The organism is Streptococcus sp. 27098_8_75 (assembly GCF_041432475.1).
Lineage (GTDB): Bacteria > Bacillota > Bacilli > Lactobacillales > Streptococcaceae > Streptococcus > Streptococcus gordonii.
In genome coordinates this window covers 122,764-142,798 of the sequence record NZ_JAPVZR010000005.1, presented here as the reverse complement: position 1 = coordinate 142,798, position 20,035 = coordinate 122,764, and the positions used below count along the sequence as shown (strand labels likewise).

General features: G+C 39.9%; 18 protein-coding genes and 1 pseudogene. 1 reads left to right on the top strand and 18 read right to left on the bottom strand.

Annotated features, from left to right (window positions below; translation table 11 throughout):
- The 17 genes and pseudogenes from argJ to O3640_RS09120 all read right to left on the bottom strand — a co-directional run bounded on the left by argJ (position 1) and on the right by O3640_RS09120 (position 18,224).
- Positions 1 to 1,194, bottom strand: coding sequence for a bifunctional glutamate N-acetyltransferase/amino-acid acetyltransferase ArgJ (gene argJ / locus O3640_RS09200; RefSeq protein ID WP_268709763.1), 1,194 nt, complete (start codon positions 1,192 to 1,194; stop codon positions 1 to 3).
- Positions 1,195 to 1,211: 17 nt separating this feature from the next.
- Positions 1,212 to 2,234, bottom strand: a complete 1,023-nt coding sequence (gene argC, locus O3640_RS09195; protein ID WP_061583064.1) for an N-acetyl-gamma-glutamyl-phosphate reductase — start codon at positions 2,232 to 2,234, stop codon at positions 1,212 to 1,214.
- 243 nt (positions 2,235 to 2,477) lie between these two features.
- The gene (alaS, locus tag O3640_RS09190) at positions 2,478 to 5,096 is read right to left on the bottom strand and encodes an alanine--tRNA ligase (protein ID WP_125376395.1); all 2,619 of its coding nucleotides are present in this window, start codon (positions 5,094 to 5,096) and stop codon (positions 2,478 to 2,480) included.
- 34 nt (positions 5,097 to 5,130) lie between these two features.
- The gene (locus tag O3640_RS09185; protein ID WP_125377022.1) at positions 5,131 to 5,616 is read right to left on the bottom strand and encodes an LURP-one-related/scramblase family protein; all 486 of its coding nucleotides are present in this window, start codon (positions 5,614 to 5,616) and stop codon (positions 5,131 to 5,133) included.
- Between the two features lie 228 nt (positions 5,617 to 5,844).
- Positions 5,845 to 6,774: a peptidylprolyl isomerase PrsA gene (prsA, locus tag O3640_RS09180; protein WP_008809506.1), complete on the bottom strand. Its 930-nt coding sequence runs from the start codon at positions 6,772 to 6,774 to the stop codon at positions 5,845 to 5,847.
- A 202-nt stretch (positions 6,775 to 6,976) separates the two neighbouring features.
- Positions 6,977 to 7,663, bottom strand: coding sequence for an O-methyltransferase (locus tag O3640_RS09175; RefSeq protein ID WP_268722109.1), 687 nt, complete (start codon positions 7,661 to 7,663; stop codon positions 6,977 to 6,979).
- Between the two features lies 1 nt (position 7,664).
- Positions 7,665 to 9,467, bottom strand: coding sequence for an oligoendopeptidase F (pepF, locus tag O3640_RS09170; protein WP_268723236.1), 1,803 nt, complete (start codon positions 9,465 to 9,467; stop codon positions 7,665 to 7,667).
- A 188-nt stretch (positions 9,468 to 9,655) separates the two neighbouring features.
- Positions 9,656 to 10,041, bottom strand: a pseudogene (locus O3640_RS09165) (DUF1310 family protein).
- Between the two features lie 136 nt (positions 10,042 to 10,177).
- Complete coding sequence (locus O3640_RS09160; protein ID WP_125376390.1) at positions 10,178 to 10,573, bottom strand: DUF1310 family protein; 396 nt, start codon at positions 10,571 to 10,573, stop codon at positions 10,178 to 10,180.
- Between the two features lie 152 nt (positions 10,574 to 10,725).
- Entirely contained in the window at positions 10,726 to 11,679 is a 954-nt protein-coding gene (locus O3640_RS09155) for a competence protein CoiA (RefSeq protein WP_070492957.1), read from the bottom strand.
- A 92-nt stretch (positions 11,680 to 11,771) separates the two neighbouring features.
- The gene (celB, locus tag O3640_RS09150) at positions 11,772 to 13,127 is read right to left on the bottom strand and encodes a PTS cellobiose transporter subunit IIC (protein WP_070492954.1); all 1,356 of its coding nucleotides are present in this window, start codon (positions 13,125 to 13,127) and stop codon (positions 11,772 to 11,774) included.
- Between the two features lie 20 nt (positions 13,128 to 13,147).
- Positions 13,148 to 13,633 carry a hypothetical protein gene (locus O3640_RS09145; protein ID WP_227221424.1) on the bottom strand — a complete coding sequence of 162 codons (486 nt, stop codon included), beginning with the start codon at positions 13,631 to 13,633 and terminating at the stop codon, positions 13,148 to 13,150.
- Positions 13,634 to 13,660: 27 nt separating this feature from the next.
- Positions 13,661 to 13,978 carry a PTS cellobiose transporter subunit IIA gene (locus O3640_RS09140; RefSeq protein WP_060970211.1) on the bottom strand — a complete coding sequence of 106 codons (318 nt, stop codon included), beginning with the start codon at positions 13,976 to 13,978 and terminating at the stop codon, positions 13,661 to 13,663.
- 16 nt (positions 13,979 to 13,994) lie between these two features.
- Entirely contained in the window at positions 13,995 to 15,947 is a 1,953-nt protein-coding gene (locus O3640_RS09135; RefSeq protein WP_227221454.1) for a BglG family transcription antiterminator, read from the bottom strand.
- 90 nt (positions 15,948 to 16,037) lie between these two features.
- Positions 16,038 to 16,352 carry a PTS cellobiose transporter subunit IIB gene (locus O3640_RS09130; RefSeq protein WP_012130645.1) on the bottom strand — a complete coding sequence of 105 codons (315 nt, stop codon included), beginning with the start codon at positions 16,350 to 16,352 and terminating at the stop codon, positions 16,038 to 16,040.
- A gap of 109 nt (positions 16,353 to 16,461) precedes the next feature.
- Positions 16,462 to 16,701 (bottom strand): SemiSWEET transporter, encoded by a 240-nt coding sequence (locus O3640_RS09125; RefSeq protein WP_125402689.1) that lies wholly within the window; start codon positions 16,699 to 16,701, stop codon positions 16,462 to 16,464.
- Between the two features lie 89 nt (positions 16,702 to 16,790).
- Entirely contained in the window at positions 16,791 to 18,224 is a 1,434-nt protein-coding gene (locus tag O3640_RS09120) for a 6-phospho-beta-glucosidase (RefSeq protein WP_227221425.1), read from the bottom strand.
- 199 nt (positions 18,225 to 18,423) lie between these two features.
- Between O3640_RS09120 and O3640_RS09115 the strand changes: the two genes are divergently transcribed.
- Positions 18,424 to 18,789, top strand: a complete 366-nt coding sequence (locus tag O3640_RS09115) for a hypothetical protein (protein WP_223343803.1) — start codon at positions 18,424 to 18,426, stop codon at positions 18,787 to 18,789.
- Between the two features lie 42 nt (positions 18,790 to 18,831).
- Here the strand turns inward: O3640_RS09115 and O3640_RS09110 are convergent, their stop codons facing one another.
- Entirely contained in the window at positions 18,832 to 20,004 is a 1,173-nt protein-coding gene (locus tag O3640_RS09110) for an MFS transporter (RefSeq protein WP_223349835.1), read from the bottom strand.
- Positions 20,005 to 20,035 lie beyond the last annotated feature (31 nt).

Genomic DNA, 20,035 nt, shown 5'->3' with positions numbered 1-20,035 from the left:
TTAGGTTCTATACAGCGCATTGATTTTCACATAATCATAGGACAAATCGCAGCCCCAGGCCTGAGCTTCAACGTCACCATCGTGCAGGTCAATGGTCAAGGTCAGCAGCTCCCCAGCCATGGCATCTCTCGTTTCCTCGGGGTCAAAAGCCACAGGGCTAGAGGCCTGCATAACTGGAATCCCCTCAATCCAAATATCAATATTGTCCACTGAGACATCTGCTCTCGCATAGCCGATAGCTGCTAAGATACGTCCCCAATTGGGATCTTGGCCAAAAATAGCTGTTTTGACCAAGCTAGAGCCAACAACACTCTTGGCAATCATACGCCCGCTCTGTTCATCCTTGGCATGCCGAACATTGACTTCAATCAGCTTGGTCGCTCCCTCGCCATCCTTGGCGATTTTCTTAGCCAAGTCAGCCATAAGATAGCGGAGCATTTTGGAAAACTTTTCAAATTCTTCCGTATCTGGCAGGATTTCTTCATTTTGTCGGTAGCCGTTCGCCATGACTAATACCATGTCATTGGTCGATGTATCTCCATCCACCGTGATTTGGTTGAAAGTTGACTCTACATGCTGGCTGAGAGCCGCTTGCAAGGTAGCACTGGAAATATTGGCATCACAGGTGATAAAGGCCAGCATGGTCGCCATATTCGGATGAATCATACCCGATCCCTTGGCTACTCCCGCCATCGTTACCAGGTCTGTTCCAAACTCTTCTGTGACCACACAGGTCTTGGTGCAAGTATCTGTCGTCAAGATAGCCTCAGCAAAATCTTCTGCCTTACCACTCACTAGAATCTGTGACAGACCATTTTTCAGAGTATCCATTGGAAGCTGCTCGCCGATGACTCCTGTAGAAGCCAGGCCTACCAAGTCGGGCTCAATCTGTAGCTTTTGGGCAGCCAATCGCTGCATCTCATAGGCTGCGTCCAGTCCCTGCTGACCTGTACAAGAATTGGCAACACCAGAATTAACCACTATTGCCTGCAGTTTCTGGCTCTTTTGGATTGATGCTTTGGTCACTAGAAGCGGAGCAGCAATGACCTTATTGGTCGTATAGACTCCTGCCACACTGGCCGGTACTTCTGAGACAATCCAGCCAAAATCCAACTTCTTTTTCTTAAAGCCAGCGTGTAAACCGTCAGCCGAAAAGCCTAGCGGACTGGCAATCGTTCCATCAATAATCTTCATAACTAACCCTTTCTCATCTAGACATAGGACGGTTGACTGAGCAAGCCATCTGTTTCAGGGAAGCCCAGCATCAGATTCATATTTTGAACTGCCTGACCAGCAGCCCCCTTGATCAGGTTATCCAGCACAGCCACTATAGTTAAAATATTTGTCACAGGATTATAGTCAAAACCAATATCTGTATAATTAGTACCGACAACCTGGTGCAAATTCGGCAGAGCTGCTTGAATACGGACAAAAGGCTTATCCTGATAGCAATTTTGGTAAATAGCAGCCAGCTCTTCTCGAGTCAAAGGTTCTTTAAACTTGCAATAAACTGTCGCCACGATACCACGATTGAGCGGAATAAGGGAAGTTGAAAACTGAATCTGCTGCAATCCCTCATTAAAACGCTGCAACTGCTGCACAATCTCTGGAATATGCTGATGCTGATTCAGCTTGTAAGTCACATAGTTGTCGTGCACATGAACAAAATGGCTGGATGCAGCTGGATTTTTCCCCGCCCCTGTCAAACCACTCTTGGCATCGACAATAATGGAGTCCAGCTCAATAGCCTGAGCCTGTAGCAAGGGAATCAAGGCCAACTCTGTAGCTGTCGCATAACAGCCGGGATTAGCAATAAATCGCTTCCCTCTGACATCTGTAAACTCAGACAGCCCATAAATAAACTCTTTTTGGACATAGTCTTCAGCTGGCTCTTTCTGATACCATTTTTTATAAATATTCCCTGATAAACGATGATCTCCGGATAGGTCAATGACTGGAAATCCTGCTTCTACAAAGTCTTTTGACAAATCTTTAGCCACTCCACTTGACGTTGCAAAGAAAACAAGATCTGCTCGTCGCATTATTTCCTGACTGTCAAAAGCTTCTATTTTCAAGTCGCAAATCCCCTTCAAATGAGGATAAAGCTCTGAAACAGGAGCCTCCATATCTCGGCTGGCATGAAGGGAAACGACCTCCACCTGCGGATGTTGCAGTAAAATACGGAGGAGTTCCATTCCTGAGTAACCAGTAATTCCTACAATCGAAATTCGCATATTTTTAAAACACCTCCGTATAAATATGCGTTTTATTTTACGTATATTTCTTCACTTTGTCAAGCGTTTTTTGTATTTTTATACAATATTTTTTTGAAGATAGCATTAAAGATTTGAAAGAACATGCATGATTGCTTGCCTAAAAGCAGAATATCTTCTTCTCATACAGAGGAGTAATGAAGCTGAGAGTACAGAAAAAGATCTGCCAAAAGAGCAGACCTTTTATCTATCTATTATCTAATATTATAACTTCTCAGCTACTGCATCCAACAAGTCTTGAATCTTCGCTTGGTTGCTTCCTCCTGCCATGGCCATGTCTGGTTTACCACCACCACGTCCATCGACGATTGGAGCCAATTCTTTAATCAGGTTTCCTGCATGCACATCTTTTGTCTTGCTAGCTACAAGAACGTTAACCTTGTCACCGATTGCTGCGACAAGAACAAGTACGTCAGAGTAGTCTTTTTGTTTCCAGTTATCCGCAAATGTACGAAGGGCACCGGCATCTGATACAGAAACTTGACTAGCAATGTAACGGTGTCCGTTGACTTCCTTCACATCCTTGAAGACATCGCCTGCTGCTGCAGCTGCAGCTTTTTCTTTCAACTCAGCATTTTCTTTTTGAAGTTGACGAAGTTGCTCTTGAAGTCCTTCCACCTTGTGAGGTACCTCCTTGAGTTGAGGGGCTTTCAAGGTTGCTGCGACGGCTTTCAAAGCATCTTCTTGTTCGCGGTAGGCTTCAAAGGCTTCCTTACCAGTCACTGCCAAGATACGGCGAGTTCCTGATCCGATTCCTTCTTCTTTGACAATCTTGAAGAGACCAATCTCAGAAGTATTGCCAACGTGGGTACCACCACAAAGCTCAACTGAGTAATCACCGATGGTCACAACACGAACTTCCTTACCATACTTCTCACCAAAGAGGGCCATAGCTCCCATTTCTTTAGCAGTGTCAATATCTGTCTCAACAGTTTCTACTGCAATTGCTGCCCAGATTTTTTCGTTGACTTGCTGTTCAATAGCACGCAATTCTTCAGGAGTTACTGCTTGGAAGTGCGTAAAGTCAAAGCGAAGGAATTCTACTTCGTTCAGAGAACCTGCTTGAGTCGCATGGTGACCAAGGATATTGTGAAGAGCTGCATGAAGCAGGTGAGTCGCTGTGTGATTCTTCATCACACGAAGACGACGGTCAGTATCAATAGCCAAAGTGTATTCTGCATTCAAAGCAAGCGGAGCATGGACTTCAACAGTATGGAGTGGTTGTCCATTTGGTGCTTTTTGAACATCTGTCACAGTAGCAACAAGGTTTCCTGCAGCATCCAAGATTTGACCGTGGTCAGCTACTTGTCCACCCATTTCAGCGTAGAATGGAGTTTCCGCAAAGATAAGAGAGGCAGTTCCTTCTGAAACAGCTTCAACTTCAACATTGTCCGCTACGATAGCCACCAACTTAGAAGGCAATTGACTAGCATTGTAGTTGAAGACACTTTCCACTGTAATGTTTTGGAGGGTTTCATTTTGCATTCCCATTGAGCCGCCTTTGACAGCAGACGCACGCGCACGTTCTTGCTGCTCTTTCATGGCTGCTTCAAAACCTTCACGGTCAACCATCATACCTGCTTCTTCAGCGATTTCTTCTGTCAATTCAACTGGGAATCCATATGTATCGTAGAGTTTGAAGACATCTTGTCCAGCGATAACGTTTTGACCTTTTTCTTTCAAGTCAGCTACAATGGTTTCTGCAAAGTGTTGACCTGAGTGAAGGGTACGGGCAAATGACTCTTCTTCGCTCTTGACAATCTTTTCGATAAAGTCGCATTTTTCAAGCACTTCTGGATAATAGCTTTCCATGATTTTTCCAACAGTTGGAACGAGTTTGTAAAGGAAAGGTTCGTTGATGCCCAATTTTTGACCGTGCATAGAAGCACGACGAAGAAGACGGCGAAGGACATAACCACGACCTTCATTTCCTGGAAGAGCACCATCACCGATAGCAAATGAAAGGGAACGGATGTGGTCCGCAATAACCTTGAAGCTCATGTTGTCGCCATCTTGGTCATAGACCTTACCAGACAATTTCTCAACTTCACGGATAATCGGCATGAAGAGGTCAGTTTCAAAGTTTGTCTTAGCCCCTTGGATAACCGCTACCAAACGCTCCAAACCAGCGCCCGTATCAATATTTTTGTGAGGCAATTCCTTGTATTCGCTACGAGGAACAGCTGGATCAGCGTTAAATTGTGACAAAACGATGTTCCAGATTTCAATGTAACGGTCATTTTCAATATCTTCTGCAAGAAGGCGAAGACCGATATTTTCTGGGTCAAATTCTTCTCCACGGTCGAAGAAAATCTCAGTATCAGGTCCAGAAGGTCCCGCACCGATTTCCCAGAAGTTGTCCTCGATTGGGATCAAGTGACTTGGATCCACTCCTACTTCAATCCAGCGATTGTAAGAATCTTTATCGTCTGGATAGTAGGTCATGTAGAGCTTGTCTTTGGGGAAGTCAAACCACTCTGGGCTTGTCAAAAGCTCATAAGCCCAAGTGATGGCTTCGTCACGGAAGTAATCACCAATAGAGAAGTTCCCCAACATCTCAAACATAGTATGGTGACGAGCCGTTTTTCCGACATTTTCAATGTCGTTGGTACGGATGGCTTTTTGCGCATTGGTAATCCGTGGATTTTCAGGCTTGATAGTTCCGTCAAAATATTTCTTAAGAGTTGCCACACCTGAGTTGATCCACAAAAGAGTTGGGTCATTTACAGGAACCAAGCTGACTGATGGTTCTACAGAGTGGCCTTTGCTTGCCCAAAAGTCTAACCACATTTGACGAATTTGAGCACTTGACATTTGTTTCATTTATTTTTCTCCTTAAATCTTTTCAATATTTTTCCTATGATGATGAACTTTCCAGCATCTCGACATAGTCAATAGCCACACAGAGGGAAATGACTAGATCTGCATAAGAGTCCTCAAGGACAGTTACAGTGTAAGTCGAGGTCAAATGGAAAATCTCTTTCTTAATCTCAGCGACAAGTTGATCACGATCATCCAACAATTTGAAATTTAAATCCCAGATGTTGCCTTCAATTCGAAGCCCTAATCTATCAAACTCATACTTATCACGCAAGAAGGTCAACTTCTTCCGAATGAAGAAATTCGAACCGTCACGTAGCTGAATCTTAAAGCGAGGAAGCAAGGTAAAAATTTCTTTACTGATTTCACTGACCTGCTCCCCATTGGCGTCATAGATAGTAAAGGTCTTAGGAATTTTGAAAAAAGATCCCTCCACCTGATAGTTTACTACTCCTCCATCATCCTTGATATCGAAGCGTTCGCCTCCAAAACGAAACTTTTGTTTCACAAGAAATGTCTTCATAAACACCTCCAAAAATTAAAAGACAAGTCCATATCACGAAGGGCGAAAAACCGCGGTACCACCTTCATTCAATGAACTTGTCATTCTCATTTCGTATTCAATTTTGCAGGATGAGTAGCATGATTTTTCGTCTCAGATGGCTTGCAGCACCGCCAATTCTCTGAACTAAGAACTTGAAAAATCAATTCTCACCATTTCATTATACTTGCTTATGCTTTCTTCGTCAACTTATTTTGATGAAGAAGATGAAGTATTTGTTTGGGTGTATTGAGAAAAGAGATTTTGGAAAGCAGCATCTTTAACTTTGATGTTTGCATCTTTCAATTCTTTTGCTACAACACTTTGGATGAAGCTTGTATTGTTTTGCTTAGCAGTTAAGATAACTTGCTTCAACTTATCTTTATAATCTTCCCACTTAGAAGACTTCTCTGTCTTGCTGACTAACTTAACGATATAATAGCTAGCTTGTCCTTGATTGCTACGAACAGTTACAAGATCTGAAACTGCATTAGCTTCTAATCCAAAAGCAGCTTTTTTTACAGCATCTGGCACATTAGTAGCTGCAGAGTCAAACTTGATTTCGCCACCTTTATCTTTGGTATCGCCATCTGTTGAATTATCTTTAGCCAACTGTGCGAAATCAGCTCCTTCAGCTTTAGCAGCTGCTAACACTTCCTTAGCCTTATCTTCACTGTCCACCTTGATAATTTGCGCAGTTACCTCTGGTGTATAAGATTCATAGGCAGCTTTATAATTTTCATCAGTAAGCTCTTTTTCTGCAGCTTTTTTAACGGCGTACTCTACAAGCTTATTGGTTCTAATTTGTTCACGATAAGCATCTTCTGTCAAACCTGCTTGAGCCAAGACACGAGCAAAATTATCTCCATAAGCTTTTGAGCTCTTTTCATAAGCTTCTTCGACTTCTTTATCAGTCACTTTCTTGCCGTATTGTTTTTCAAATACTTCTTTAATTGTTAAATTCAACAAAACTTGCTGAGCAGAAGGATTGCTTTTTACTTTATCATAAAACTCAGATACTGTAATAGTATCGCCCTTCATAGTAATAATGTCCTTGTCAGAACCTGATGTTTTTCCACAAGCTGCTAAAACAGCTACTGACAAAAGGGTTACTGCCCCAGCGACAATTTTTTTCTTCATTTTAATGAAAACTCCTTTGTAAAATTGTTAGACTTGAAACAATTCATTCCATTGTCTCTATTCTTGATTGAGTTGCTGCGTTCTTTATTCTTTAAAAATGAAGTGCACAGCTTGGTTTACTCACTTTTCCTATTGTACCACAAATTAAATTTGATGGCTTAAATTTTTCTAAAAATTAGATAAAATCCTATAAATCTACAGCTTATTTTGATTTTCTAAGCATCAGAAGGCCATCTCCTAACGGTAACAGACTCGCAGTCAGATCAGGACTGTCCAAAGTTGCATCAAAAAGACTATGTAAACCTCGGTAAATAGCCCGTTGGCCGCGTTTAATTTCTTCAAAAGGCTTAGCAACGTCTCCTCCTTGGAAGACATCATCAATGAGGACCAGACCGCCAGGATTGAGGCGCTTGAGGACCTGAGGCAAAAAGACCACATACTTGGACTTGGCAGAGTCCATAAAGACAAGGTCGTAGGAATCCTCTAGTGTCTCAAGCAGATCCATCGCATCACCTTCCAGCAGAGTAATTTGCTGGCGGCTGTCATACTTAGCAAAATTAGCCTTGGCTAGCTCAATCATCTCTGGATTGCGATCAATAGTCGTAATCTGAGCTTGAGGTGCATGCTCCGCCATCAAAAGGGCAGAAAATCCAATAGCCGTCCCGATTTCTAAAATCTTCTCTGGCTGGAGACTTTCGAGAAGCAGGCGAAAGTAAGCCACTGTCTCATGGGGAATCACGGGTACATTTTCAGCTCTGGCAAAGTCTTCAAGCTCCTTAAGTCCACCTGCGACCGGCTGGAGCCTTTGTCTCATAAAGTCTACAATTTCGTCCTTGACTACTGGCCGGCGCATATTGGGATTAGAATTTTGATTATAAGTCTCGACCATCTTATGCTAATCCCAACTTTTCTACCAAGGCTTCAAATTCATCCAAGCGACGCTCAAAGACTGCAAAGGCCGCATTTAGATAGTCTTCTTTTTCCATATCCACACCTGCCTTCTTAATGACATTGAGCGGATAGTCAGAGTTCCCAGCTTTGAGATAGTTCAGATATTTGTCCTTGTCTTCTTGGCTACCATGGACAATCTTTTCAGCCAAGGCCGAAGCGGCTGCAAATCCTGTAGAGTATTGGAAAACATAATAATTATAGTAGAAGTGAGGAATCCGAGCCCATTCGTACTGAATCTGCGGATTGTCTTCTTTTTTCAAGCCGTAGTATTTCTCGTTTAAGTCTGCATAGAGCTCATTGAGAAACTCGCTAGTCAATACTTGTCCTTCTTGATCAGCCTTGTGAATTGCATGCTCAAACTCCGCAAACTGAGTTTGACGGAAGACCGTACCTCTAAAGCCATCCAAGAAGTGATTGAGAATCGCAAAGCGAGTAGCGTCGTCTTCTACTTCTTCCAAGAGCTTTTCTGTCAAGATATTTTCATTGGTCGTTGAAGCAATCTCAGCTAGGAAGATAGAGTAGTCTCCATAGACATAAGGCTGGGTTTCGCGAGTATAGCTGGAGTGCATACTGTGACCTGTCTCGTGCACCAAGGTAAAAAGATTATCTAGTGTATCCTGCCAGTTGAGCAACATAAAGGCATTGGTATCATAAGATCCTCCTGAGTATGCCCCTGAGCGCTTACCTTGATTTTCATAAACATCAATCCAGCGCTCTGAGAAGGCTGTCTTCACTCGACTCAAATAATCTTCACCCAAAATTGCCAAGACTTCCTCAGACTTAGCCAAGGCTTCCTCATAAGTGAACTTGTACTCTGTTTCTGACAAAGGTGTGTACAAATCGTACATCTTCAAATCAGAAATACCCAAAATCTTTGCTCGCAAGGCAATATAACGCTGTAAAAGCGGAAGATGTTTGTCTACAGCAGAAACCAAGCTATCATAGACACTTTCTGGGATAAAGTTAGCCGATAAGGCCGCCTCACGGGCAGATGAGAACTTGCGGACTTTCGCATTGTAATTTTGAACCTTAACATTTGTCTGCAAGGTCTTAGCATAAGTATGCTGATACTGTTCATAAACGCTATAAAGAGCTTCATAAGCTTCCTTACGAACTTCCCGATTTTTAGACTCTACTAAAGAAATATAGTTTCCATGTGTCAACTGAACTTCTTCGCCCTTTTCATTGTGAACTACTGGAAAGACGATATCCGCATTGTCCAAAATAGCAAAGGTTTCACTGGCAGCACCAAAGATTTCTCCAGCACCAGCCAACAACTCCTCTTCACGCTGGGTCAGGATGTGTTCCTTCTTCTGCAAAAGCTTATCAAAATAATGTTGATAAGTTTGTAGTTCAGGTTTTTCAGCCGAAAAAGCTTGGTATTGGTCTTCTGTAATTTCCATGAATTCCGGCTCATAGAAAGCAAAAGTTTGGCCAAACTCACTGTAAATAGTCATTCCTTTAGCTTGGTATTCCTGATATTTTGCCACACGAGTATCCTGATCATTCTTCATGTGAGCATAGGAATACAATTTCTCAATACGGCGCATCAAGTCTAATTGAATTTCCGTTGTTGTCAAAAGACTTTCTGCCGAATCCAGCAGATGCCCTGCTAGATTGCTTGCATTTTTTAATTCTTTAGAAACCTGTGCAAGTTCAGTCTCAAAGGCTTCATCTGTAGGGAAAATCGTACTTAAATCCCATGTATATTTTTCTTCAATTTCATTTCTTTGTTTAGCCATAAAAAATCCTCCATTCCTTTTATTTTATCACAAATTCCTTGTTTATATAAAACTCAAGTTTGAAAATGACTGTATATTTCAATTGATAAAATATATTAAAAAAACTTTGGACCCGTTTCCCTACGATGTAGGACTCGGATCCAAAGAGGTCGTTTTTCTTATCACTAAATTATTTATCATACGCCATATTATTCTCCTCTCAATTTCTTTGCGAGTTCACCAGAGATTACATAACCTGAATGCTCTAGCTTTCCATCAGACTCTTCCATCAATGTTGTGGTAATTGTTAATTCCGGGTCATCGTTTATTATAATCTCAACTATTAAGCCACCCATAGGATTATATTTAAGATTTTTTCATTTATTGTATATTTTTTTATTATCCCCTTTTCTGTTAACGCTTCAGGATCTTTCTTCCTTAACATTTCCTCAACTAACTTTTTAGCTTTTCGACTTTGCGCAATCTGAAGCATTTCTTCTTTTTCTGAACGACTGTTTACCACACTACAAACTCCTAAAATCATGCCTGAACTGACAGTTAGAATACTCAGAATGATGACAATCATTTTCTTCATGACGACCCCTTTCGTTTCCCTCTTCCCCAATTACCACATCCTTAGTTTTTGAATCAATACGATATTCTCTTAATGCAATATCCACATATTGCTTATCATTTAATTATTCATCATCTATTAATACCTTGCCAAACTCCTATCTTTCCAATGCTTGGGATAACTTATCAGAATAAGTGGCACTAGTGCTTTCTATCTCTCCGTCACTATTTTTATTTATATTGCAACTGATAATAAAATCAGAATTTCCATTTATTATAATATTGAAGTCTATCCCACTCATTGGATTTTTTGAAACTGAGCTTCTATCTATTTCATAACTTTGTATAAAGCCCTCTTTTTTAAATGCTCGAGGATCAACATAAGTAAACCAATGATAAAATGCTTTTTCAGCCTCTTTACTTTCTACTAGTTTAATCATTTGCATATTTTCATTCTTTTTTTCTGACTGACTGTTTACCACACTACAAGCTCCTAAAATCATGCCTGAACTGATCGTTAGAATACTCAAAAAGATGACAATTATTTTCTTCATGATGGCTCCTTTTACTTCTGATACCTTTTGGGACGGAGACTTAATATAAAGTCTAACGTCTTAATCCATTTGGTAGTAAGTTTATTTTATTATACACGATTTTGATAGATTCTAGAATGCCCCAAAAATAGACAACTGGGCTACACCAATTTTCAGCAAGACTGATCTAAACTTGCGTAAAAGGCTGGTGGGTAGACAATCTGGTACTTTTTATCTGGAGAATTTTGATAATAACTCTGAAAGTTTTCATAATAAGTAGATAGGTCTTGGGAAATCTGACACAAGGGCTGGTCTGAACGAATCGGGCGCACTTGCGGATAAAATTCTTCTCTGGACATGGTTAAAAGATTTTTTTCTTTTTGATAATAGCTGGCCTGTATTTTCATCCACTTGGGATTTCGATAATAGAGTTGCTGACGGATATAGTGACAAATATCAGGATCTGACTTCACTAAGAAACTACTCATTTCCTGCTTGCTAAAAGGCAGGCGTAAGATATCTAATAATTCTCCTTTTTCAAAAGGAAATTCTTTTTCTTTATACTGGATTCTCCCATGAAAGTCTTCATGAATCAAATACTTCAGCCTTAGTGTCTTTCTTTCCTCGTCCAATTCCCAGATATGAAAACCCATGTTTTGACTGAAATATAGGAATTGCTTCTGCAAGGGGGTTAGTGTTTGCCTGAGCCAGAGTTTCTTTCCCAAAAGCCAGAGAACTTGATAGCCAGCTTGGCGATATCTTTGACTCCGCTCCCAAAGTCTATCTTGAGAAAGACTGCTACACTGAACCTCTAAAGCAAGGCGCTCATCAACTAAGACATCCGCTACCTGTTGCAAGTCTGGTAAAAACACTTCTACATCTACCCCAGTCGTTTGATTGGCCCAGCGAAAAAGGGCCGCCTTAAGGTTTAGATGTTCTCTACTTTCATTTTCGACACTATAATGGCAGTCGGATAAACGAATATGTGCAAAATGGGGCTGCATGATTTTACCCTTTTTCAAACGGACAGGCCCTCCACACCCTGGGCAAAAATAATCTCCTTTTGAAACGGATGACTCCTTTAGTAAATGAAGGATCTTCCCATCCTTATCACGCGCTGAAAACATGAACACCTCCTCAAACATTTACCTCCTTTATTCGTAAAAGAAAAGAGAAACTCGTTATCAAGTTTCTCTTTTTCTATATCTAACTGCGCTTATTAAAGACTTGCTCCTTGTTCTTCTTTAAGAAGCTTTTTGTCATAAGCACGGATGAATGGATAGTAGACTAAGAAGGCTGCTAGAGCACAGACAAGGGCTACAATTATCGCTTTTAGGTCACCTGTTCCCAAGAAGGCTCCTATTCCGACAGGAGTTGGCCAAGGAACTTGGCCAAAGACTGCCTTGATCAAGTTTAGCTCCATCGCTAAATAGTAGATGGTAGCTGAGGTCATTGGTGCCAAAATAAATGGTACAGCTAGGGTAGGGTTGTAAATAATAGGAATACCAAAAATAAGAGGTTCGTTGATGTTAAAGATACCGGGAACGATTGAAGCCTTACCAATAGCGCTTAATTGCTCAGATTTGGCACGAGTTGCAAGCCAGATACATAGACCTAGAGTCGCACCAGAACCACCTGCAATAACAAACATATTAGAAAACTCGCCGGCTACAATGAAACGGGTTCCCTCTGATGCATTACTTGCCATATTTGCAAGGGCAATTGGATTAACAAAGGCAAAGATAATGTTTGCACCGTGAATCCCAACAATCCATAGCAATTGGGTCAAGAAATAGATGATCATCAAACCAATCCATGAATTGGTTAAGTGAGTTACAAAGCTAAAAGGAATCGCAATCACTTTGAAGATGTCTGTCCCCATCATCACAAGAGCACCATTGATGAAGAGAACTGTAAAGGCAACTACAAAACCAGGAATCAAAGCAGAAAAACCACGAGACACACCTTCTGGAACAGCTTCAGGCATCTTGATGACCCAGTTTTTCTTGAGACAGAGACGGTAGATCTGAACGGTTACCACCGCCATGATAATGGCTGTGAAAATACCTGTTGTGCCAAAACGAGTCACTCCATTACTAATTGCCCAACCATCAGCAATAACAGCACCTTTTTTGAGACTAGTCACCGCTGTCATAGCACCTTTTTCAAAAACAATTTGAGGGATGGTCATGATGAAGGCAAAAAGAGACAACATAGCTCCGTTGAGCGGATTCATGTTTAGACCTTCTTCTTCGGCATAAATCTTTGTCAATTCATAGCCCATAGCTAGAACGAAATAAAGTGATAAGACACCCATAGTTGCATAATAGGCAATCATGTAGAGCGATTGGAACTTATCAAATGAAGCTGCAAAAATATCTGCAACGATTGGCCAGAATGAGAAGGATTGTGGCAACACACTAAATACCAAAAACATTGATCCAACAATGGTAAATGGTACCGCCCCCATACCTGCAGCTGTGATCGCCCGCACTATTTTGTACTGGGCAATTTTCCCCATTGGTCCCATGAGATATTTCTCTAAGAAACCAAATAGTCCTCCTTGTTGTTCCATAACGAAACCTCCTTATATTTTTACATTATTTTTTCTAATTGCTGAAGTCTTAACAAAGCTCGATCTCGACCTTCCAAAATTAATCTTATTCTATGAAGGCTAAAAAGACTAATCAACAGGCCTAACCCCAGTATGAAAGCAATAAACAACTTGCTATTTAGCTTAGCAGTGAAGATAGGAAAGATGATTGAGATTTGATCAGTGCATAATACAAGAGCGATCAATAGAATTTGAACGATTGATTGTAAATTGAAAAACAATCTTGTTTTAGTCAAATAAACTTCTTTTGTACCATACATTTTAAACTGCTCAGCTATTGCTAGTATAGAAGAAATCAGTAAAACGATAGGAATGACTGCATATAAAGTCCAGTTAAAGAGCTGGACAAGCAACCAGTACAAATTTCCAAAAAACATGGCTGCTAAAGAATATCTCAGCATCAAATAACGGTTGAAATAAGTCGATTTCAGGCTATTTTCTTTCCGTTTTTGCTCTTGTGTTTGCATGTTTCGCTCCCCTTCGTTCAGTTTATCTTATTGTTCAATCTTACGATATAGACTCAGCATCTCAAGAGCTACTTCCCGAAGCGTCATGGTTGTCATAAGGTGGTCTTGAGCATGAACCATAATAATTTCCATCTTCATCTCAATCCCACTTGCATAATCCTGCAGTAACTTTGTCTGAGCTCGATGGGCTTCTACTAATTCTGTATTAGCTAGCTCTAATTTTTCCTCTGCTTCAGCATAATGACCCTCACGCATTTCCGAAAATGCTTCATGGACGGTCGCTCTAGCATTGCCACTATTCAAAATAATTTCAAAAGCGGCAACTTGTAGCTCTTCTTGATTCATAAAAAGCCTCCTTACGTTATCGAATTCTGAGAAATAGTTTTTTAAAGTCTGTGAAAGTTTGACAGTTGATCATCTGTTCTTGCAGTTCCTCTTGCTCAAGCAAGAGGACAATTTTGGAAGTCAAGCTAGATAAGTTTTCATTCCCAAAAACGGAAGGCGAAGGGAGGAATACCAGTTTTATCTTTGGATACTCTGGAGACCACACTACTCCTTCAGGTATGAGTGCAACTCCAATCCTATGACCTTTCGCATAAGCTTTGATTGGATGGGGAACAGAAACAGTATCAGAAAAAACAATCGAACTCATCTCTTCTCTTTGCTCAATCAAGTCTTTCATTTGAGTTACAAATTGTTCATCTTCTCCCTGAGACATTCTTTGTAAAAGACTGTCTATTACTTGATCTTTACTAACTTCATGAAGTACAGCAAAGCATTCAGGTGAGAAATAACCATCAAATATTCTCTCTTGATCCGACTCAACTACATTAGTTTCTTGGTCTAATTTGTAGTTTTTTATCGGTTTTAACAGAGAAATTTTATGTCTGATTTCCCTAATTTCATCTGAATTAAGAAAGATACTGACAGTAAAAACTGGAATATTAAAGACCAGGTTTGATAAATCTATCGAAGATATAATAAAATCAATATTTTTTAGACGTTCATCATTTATTTCATAGTAACCAATCACATCAACAATACGAACTAGATTGCCCAACTCATTATCGATTCGATGTTTAAGCATTTGGGCTGAACCATAGCCAGTTGCGCAGATGACTAGTATATTAAACTTTTGTTTTTCTTTCAGGCGCTCCAAAGAAGTCATAAAATGTAGAGCTACATAAGCCACTTCATCGTCAGACAATTTTTCGTTAGCAAATATCGGCATGGCCGATAAAATATTGCCCGTCATTTCTAAGATCCCTGCATACTGATTTTGGATTTCTGCCAAAAGAGGATTATCCATTTTAACATGATTTTTCAGCCGTACAAAGAGGGTAGATAAATGGGCAACCAAACCTTCTATTAATTGAAAATCATTCTTGAAGGGGTATTCATGTGTAAAATTACTTTGCTCTAAAACAAATAATAATTGCTTTCTGATTTGCTGAGCAACATCTTCTTTTTCACACTTATTCGTTTGTAAATTTCCCTTTGAAACCAAGTGCAGAGTTATATAATCCACTTCTTCTTTTGGAAATTCGAGGCCAGTTGAATGATAGACGCGTTTTAAGATCTTCTCTGCAATTTTTCCTTCTTCCCTATATTCATCCATTGACCAACTATCTAATTGCTTAATCTGAAAGCCTTCTCCAATTCTTTTGAGAGAAAGAGCTATGTGAATGACTAAGTTTTGAATGACAAAATCAGAGAGTTTTAATTGACCTTCCCGGCATTCATCAAGGACGATAATCGTTAATTCTTCAAGGCTAATTGGTCTACCAGAAACCTCTATCTTGATATAATTATGGAGAACTTGGAAAAATTTGTCATGAAAGAAAAAATCAATAATGAACCGCCTAATATTACGCTCATCTCCTGTGACGTAGACACCACATTTAGGCTTACTTTCGATTTGTAAGTCGTACTTGGCTAAATCCTGTCGAATCTTTTTAAAATCAGAAGACAGGGTAGACCGACTAACATATAATTCGTCAGCCAAATCATCAAAATAAATGGATTCCTGCTCAAAGAGGAGCTTATTCAAGATATAATTATATCGATCATCGATTCCTTCGATAACTTCTGTTGACGCCTCTCCCAATACTTCTTTTTGAAGAAATTTTTGGTATACATCTTTATTATCAATAACGAATCGATAGCCATGCCCCTGCTTGGCAATAATTTTCCAGCCTGTTTGACTAGTAGGCATCCCGACTAAACTTTTGAGGTAGTTTCTAACAGTTCTATCCGAACAGGTTAAGTGTGTTGCCAATTCCATACTAGTTATGTATTGGTCAGCATTATCCATCAAATACTGTAGAATTATTTTTTCTTTTTGATGCAAAACACTTATCCTCCTTCTTTACAAAATCAGTTGTCACTACCTCTAGTTTACCACTTAAATATTTTCTTTAATCAAATTAGCCATTTTTTCGATCCCCATAGGAATTGGGATATAGGCTTGAGGAGGAATTTGAACGATTGGTTTTCCTACTTTAGCGGCAGCATCTTCAAACTGTTTATAGTACATTTTAGTTTGAGGACTAATTAAATAAAGATCAAATTTTGCATCTGCAATAGCCTTACCACCTTCAGTCGCGCTAATGGCATCTACTTCAACATCTTCTCCTTTCGCTTTCAAAAACTCTGTTGTTTTCTTTGCCATCAGTGATGAAGACATTCCTGCCGCGCAGATAATTAATGCTTTTGCCATGATCATTCTCCTTTTAAAACTTATTTTTGATAACTCAATTATATATGAAAACGCCACCAACTTCCATTTAACCTTTTTCCGTATCGAAACGGAAATGGTTTCTAAACAGCTACTTATATCTTATTTTATAGACTAAAATTGTTCCTGAAAGAATAAAAGAAACACTATTAGCTAAAATGAGCGGTAAATCCTGAATGACTAGGCCATGTGCTAACCATAAGGCGATTCCTAGAACTTGCATCAGATACATACCAAGCGCTATAGATTCTGTATCCTTGCTTTTGATGACCTTAATGACCTGTGGCAAAAAGGCGAAGGTTGTTAAAATTGCCGCAATACTTCCAATCATGTTTTTCTCCTAATTTTTCCAAAAAAAGAGGCGGAAAACAGCACACTTGCCATCTCCTCCTCTATATTTTGTGGTAATTTTATAGCTGACTAAAGATTAGCTCCATTTGATGCAATGACTTCCTTATACCAGTTAAAGGACTTCTTCGGTGAACGTTCATAGGTCCCCTTGCCATCATCATCCTTGTCTACATAGATAAATCCGTATCGTTTGCGCATTTCACCCGTACCTGCTGATACTAGGTCAATACATCCCCAAGGCGTGTAGCCCATGAGATCCACACCGTCTTCTACTACGGCCTTTTTCATCTCGCGGATATGAGCGCCCAGATAGTCAATTCGGTAATCATCGTGAACCATACCATCCTCTTCCACCTGGTCAATAGCTCCAAAGCCATTTTCTACAATGAAAAGCGGTAGATGATAATGATCGGTAAACCAATTGAGAGCATAGCGCAGGCCTTCTGGGTCAATCTGCCATTCCCATTCAGAAGCCTTGACAAAGTTATTTTTAACCAAGTCTTCAGTCTCTATATAGTCGAAGTAAGGGTTATTTTCCCGATGGGAGTCAATTGCAAAGGACATGTAGTAGCTAAAGCCAATATAGTCAACAGTGCCCGCCAGCAAGTCTTCCTGATCCTGCTCGCTAAAGTCCACCTTAATTCCCTTTCTTTCCCAGTATTTGAGAATATGCTCAGGATAGCGACCAAAGACATGCACATCAGTGAAATAATAGCGCTTCTGCATAGCTTTCATAGCCATGAGAATATCCTTAGGATTGCAAGTAGCCGGATAAATAGGGCACATGGCAATCATACAACCAATTTGGAAGTCAGGATTTATTTCGTGACCAACCTTAACTGCTCGTGCTGAAGCCACTAATTCATAGTGAGCTGCCTGATACATGATTGCTTCGCGATTATCGCCTTCCTTGTATACAATCCCAGAGTTGGTGAAGGGAGCAAAATCCTCCTGATAATTAGCTTGGTTATTGATTTCATTGAAAGTCATCCAGTATTTGACTTTGTCCTTATAACGCTTAAAAACAACTTCTGCAAAACGAACAAAGAAGTCAATCACCTGACGATTTTTCCAACCACCGTACTCGGTTACTAGATGATAAGGCATTTCAAAGTGAGACAAAGTGATAACAGGCTCAATACCATACTTGAGGCATTCATCAAAAAGGTCGTCATAAAATTGGAGACCAGCTTCATTAGGCTCCTTTTCATCTCCCTTAGGAAAAATCCGCGTCCAGGCAATAGAAGTCCGAAAACACTTAAAGCCCATTTCCGCAAAAAGAGCGATATCTCCCTTATAACGATGATAAAAATCAATGGCCTCGTGATTAGGATAGTACTTGCCTTCTAGGACCCCTGGGGTAATTTCCCGAGGCACTCCATGGCGAGCCGCAGTCATAACATCAGCTACACTAATACCTTTCCCACCTTCCTGCCAGCCACCTTCCAGTTGGTGGGCTGCAACAGCTCCACCCCAGAGAAATCCATCTTTAAATGTTGACATTTTGCATTTCCTCCTAGTTTTTACTACTTCCATTATAGGAAAAGAAAGCGCTATTTTGAATAGCAAGATTTTCCATATCGAAACGGAAAAAGGGTTTTATTTTATCCTTTAAAAAATAGAACAAAAATTTGACAACGCTTTCAGTAAGTGCTATAATGCTCTCAACATAAATAGAGTAAAGGAAAGGTGGTTTAAATTTATGTCTTTCTTAACATTTTTATTTAGTTTTTTAGGCATGGTCATTCTGATACCTGCTATTTGTTATGGCTTTTTTAAGCTATCCATTCTCTTAAAAAGCAATATACTATCGCGGGGGAATGCCTACTATACTCTGATTCGATTTGAGCATTTGGACAGCATTCCTCCCTTACTAGACAATCCAAACTTCCTTAAAACAGGTAAATGGGAATATTTCCCTGAAGCTAATTACTTCAAAGGATTCTCAAAACTCTCAGACAGAGACCTTCAAAACTGGATAGAAAAGGAATATCATCTGAATCCTGGTCAAGTGCTTGTAACTGTACCAGAAACAATGAAAGTTGCTTCTGCCGCAATCAGATTCTAAATCTTAAGAATAGAAAAAAAGCTAGGACTAATCCTAGCTTTTTTATGAAAACAACTTCTGGTCTTCTTTTTCGGGTACCTTTAAAAACCAAGCTAAAACTATTACCAAGACCATTAAACCTGCTAGAAAGAAACTCATTGTCTCATATCCCGCTGCATCAATAACAGCTCCAGCAAAATGTTGAATAAAAATGGAGCCAAGGCTTCTAACCGTCTGTACTAGGGCAATAGCAGTCACTAAGTACTTGGAGTCCACAATGGCTGAAACAATCTTTAAGGTGACCATAATGAGAAGCATACCTGAAACATGTTTAGAAGCCAAGGTCAAAATGATTTTCGAGGCTAGTCCCAGATTGAGTCCATAAATTGTGTATTGGACTAACATAATCAGTAACGGACACAATAAGAGCTTTTTAGCAGACAGTTTATCCATAAAAAGATAAGAATAAAAGATCAGTGGTGACTCACAGATAACAGAAATTGATACAACTGTTGAGGCCATTCCAACACTCAGACCGCTATGCTGCAACATGGCAGGAATATAAGTATGACCTGCATTTCCAACTCCTGAATAAAGAGCAACAATCAGCAAATAGTAGAGATAGGTTTTATTGGTCAAAATCTGACTGATATAAGAGTCTTTCTTATTTTTTGGGGCTTCATCTGATTTGGGAGATTCAGAGCGGATTTTAATGGAAAGGACACCGACAATTGTAATGATCATTGCTCCGATGAAAGCAATAAAAATAGCCATAGGAGAAACATATTGGTAGAGTACACCAGCCAGTTGAGAACCTAATGCATAGCCAATCGTTCCCCAGATTCGAATTTTTCCATAAGTGTAGGGACTTCGTGCAGCAAGTACATCCATAACTGGATTGACACCATTAATCAGCATAACCACCAAACTGTATCCAATAGTTAAGCCTAACAAATCTCTAACTTGCATAAAATAGATTGCAATAAAGATAATAGCTCCAAAGCTAAACAGGGTCACCTTCTTGATGCTCAAGCGGTCATTTAAAATTCCCATAATTGGTTGGGCCAGCATAGAAGCAAAAAAAGCGACCGATACGACTACGGATGTCTGACCAGCTGAGAAGCCTAAACCCAGCATATAGACAGAAATCAAGCTTGAAAACAAGGCAAAGGATAAAAAATAAAAAGTATAAACCAGGACATAAGCTAGATAACTATTATAAAACTTTTTAAACATCGTTCTCTCATTCTTTACTAATATTAAATCT

Excerpts from the sequence above, each read along its gene's own strand:
- celB (WP_070492954.1), bottom strand. The coding sequence starts at position 13,127 with ATGGAACAACAAGGAGGACTATTTGGTTTCTTAGAGAAATATCTCATG.
- prsA (WP_008809506.1), bottom strand. The coding sequence starts at position 6,774 with ATGAAGAAAAAAATTGTCGCTGGGGCAGTAACCCTTTTGTCAGTAGCT.
- O3640_RS09125 (WP_125402689.1), bottom strand. The coding sequence starts at position 16,701 with ATGATTGGAAGTATTGCGGCAATTTTAACAACCTTCGCCTTTTTGCCA.
- O3640_RS09155 (WP_070492957.1), bottom strand. The coding sequence starts at position 11,679 with ATGTTTTCAGCGCGTGATAAGGATGGGAAGATCCTTCATTTACTAAAG.
- pepF (WP_268723236.1), bottom strand. The coding sequence starts at position 9,467 with ATGGCTAAACAAAGAAATGAAATTGAAGAAAAATATACATGGGATTTA.
- O3640_RS09175 (WP_268722109.1), bottom strand. The coding sequence starts at position 7,663 with ATGGTCGAGACTTATAATCAAAATTCTAATCCCAATATGCGCCGGCCA.
- argC (WP_061583064.1), bottom strand. The coding sequence starts at position 2,234 with ATGCGAATTTCGATTGTAGGAATTACTGGTTACTCAGGAATGGAACTC.
- alaS (WP_125376395.1), bottom strand. The coding sequence starts at position 5,096 with ATGAAACAAATGTCAAGTGCTCAAATTCGTCAAATGTGGTTAGACTTT.
- O3640_RS09110 (WP_223349835.1), bottom strand. The coding sequence starts at position 20,004 with ATGTTTAAAAAGTTTTATAATAGTTATCTAGCTTATGTCCTGGTTTAT.
- argJ (WP_268709763.1), bottom strand. The coding sequence starts at position 1,194 with ATGAAGATTATTGATGGAACGATTGCCAGTCCGCTAGGCTTTTCGGCT.
- O3640_RS09185 (WP_125377022.1), bottom strand. The coding sequence starts at position 5,616 with ATGAAGACATTTCTTGTGAAACAAAAGTTTCGTTTTGGAGGCGAACGC.
- O3640_RS09130 (WP_012130645.1), bottom strand. The coding sequence starts at position 16,352 with ATGGCAAAAGCATTAATTATCTGCGCGGCAGGAATGTCTTCATCACTG.
- O3640_RS09120 (WP_227221425.1), bottom strand. The coding sequence starts at position 18,224 with ATGTCAACATTTAAAGATGGATTTCTCTGGGGTGGAGCTGTTGCAGCC.
- O3640_RS09135 (WP_227221454.1), bottom strand. The coding sequence starts at position 15,947 with ATGGATAATGCTGACCAATACATAACTAGTATGGAATTGGCAACACAC.
- O3640_RS09115 (WP_223343803.1), top strand. The coding sequence starts at position 18,424 with ATGTCTTTCTTAACATTTTTATTTAGTTTTTTAGGCATGGTCATTCTG.
- O3640_RS09140 (WP_060970211.1), bottom strand. The coding sequence starts at position 13,978 with ATGAATCAAGAAGAGCTACAAGTTGCCGCTTTTGAAATTATTTTGAAT.
- O3640_RS09160 (WP_125376390.1), bottom strand. The coding sequence starts at position 10,573 with ATGAAGAAAATAATTGTCATCTTTTTGAGTATTCTAACGATCAGTTCA.
- O3640_RS09145 (WP_227221424.1), bottom strand. The coding sequence starts at position 13,633 with ATGCAAACACAAGAGCAAAAACGGAAAGAAAATAGCCTGAAATCGACT.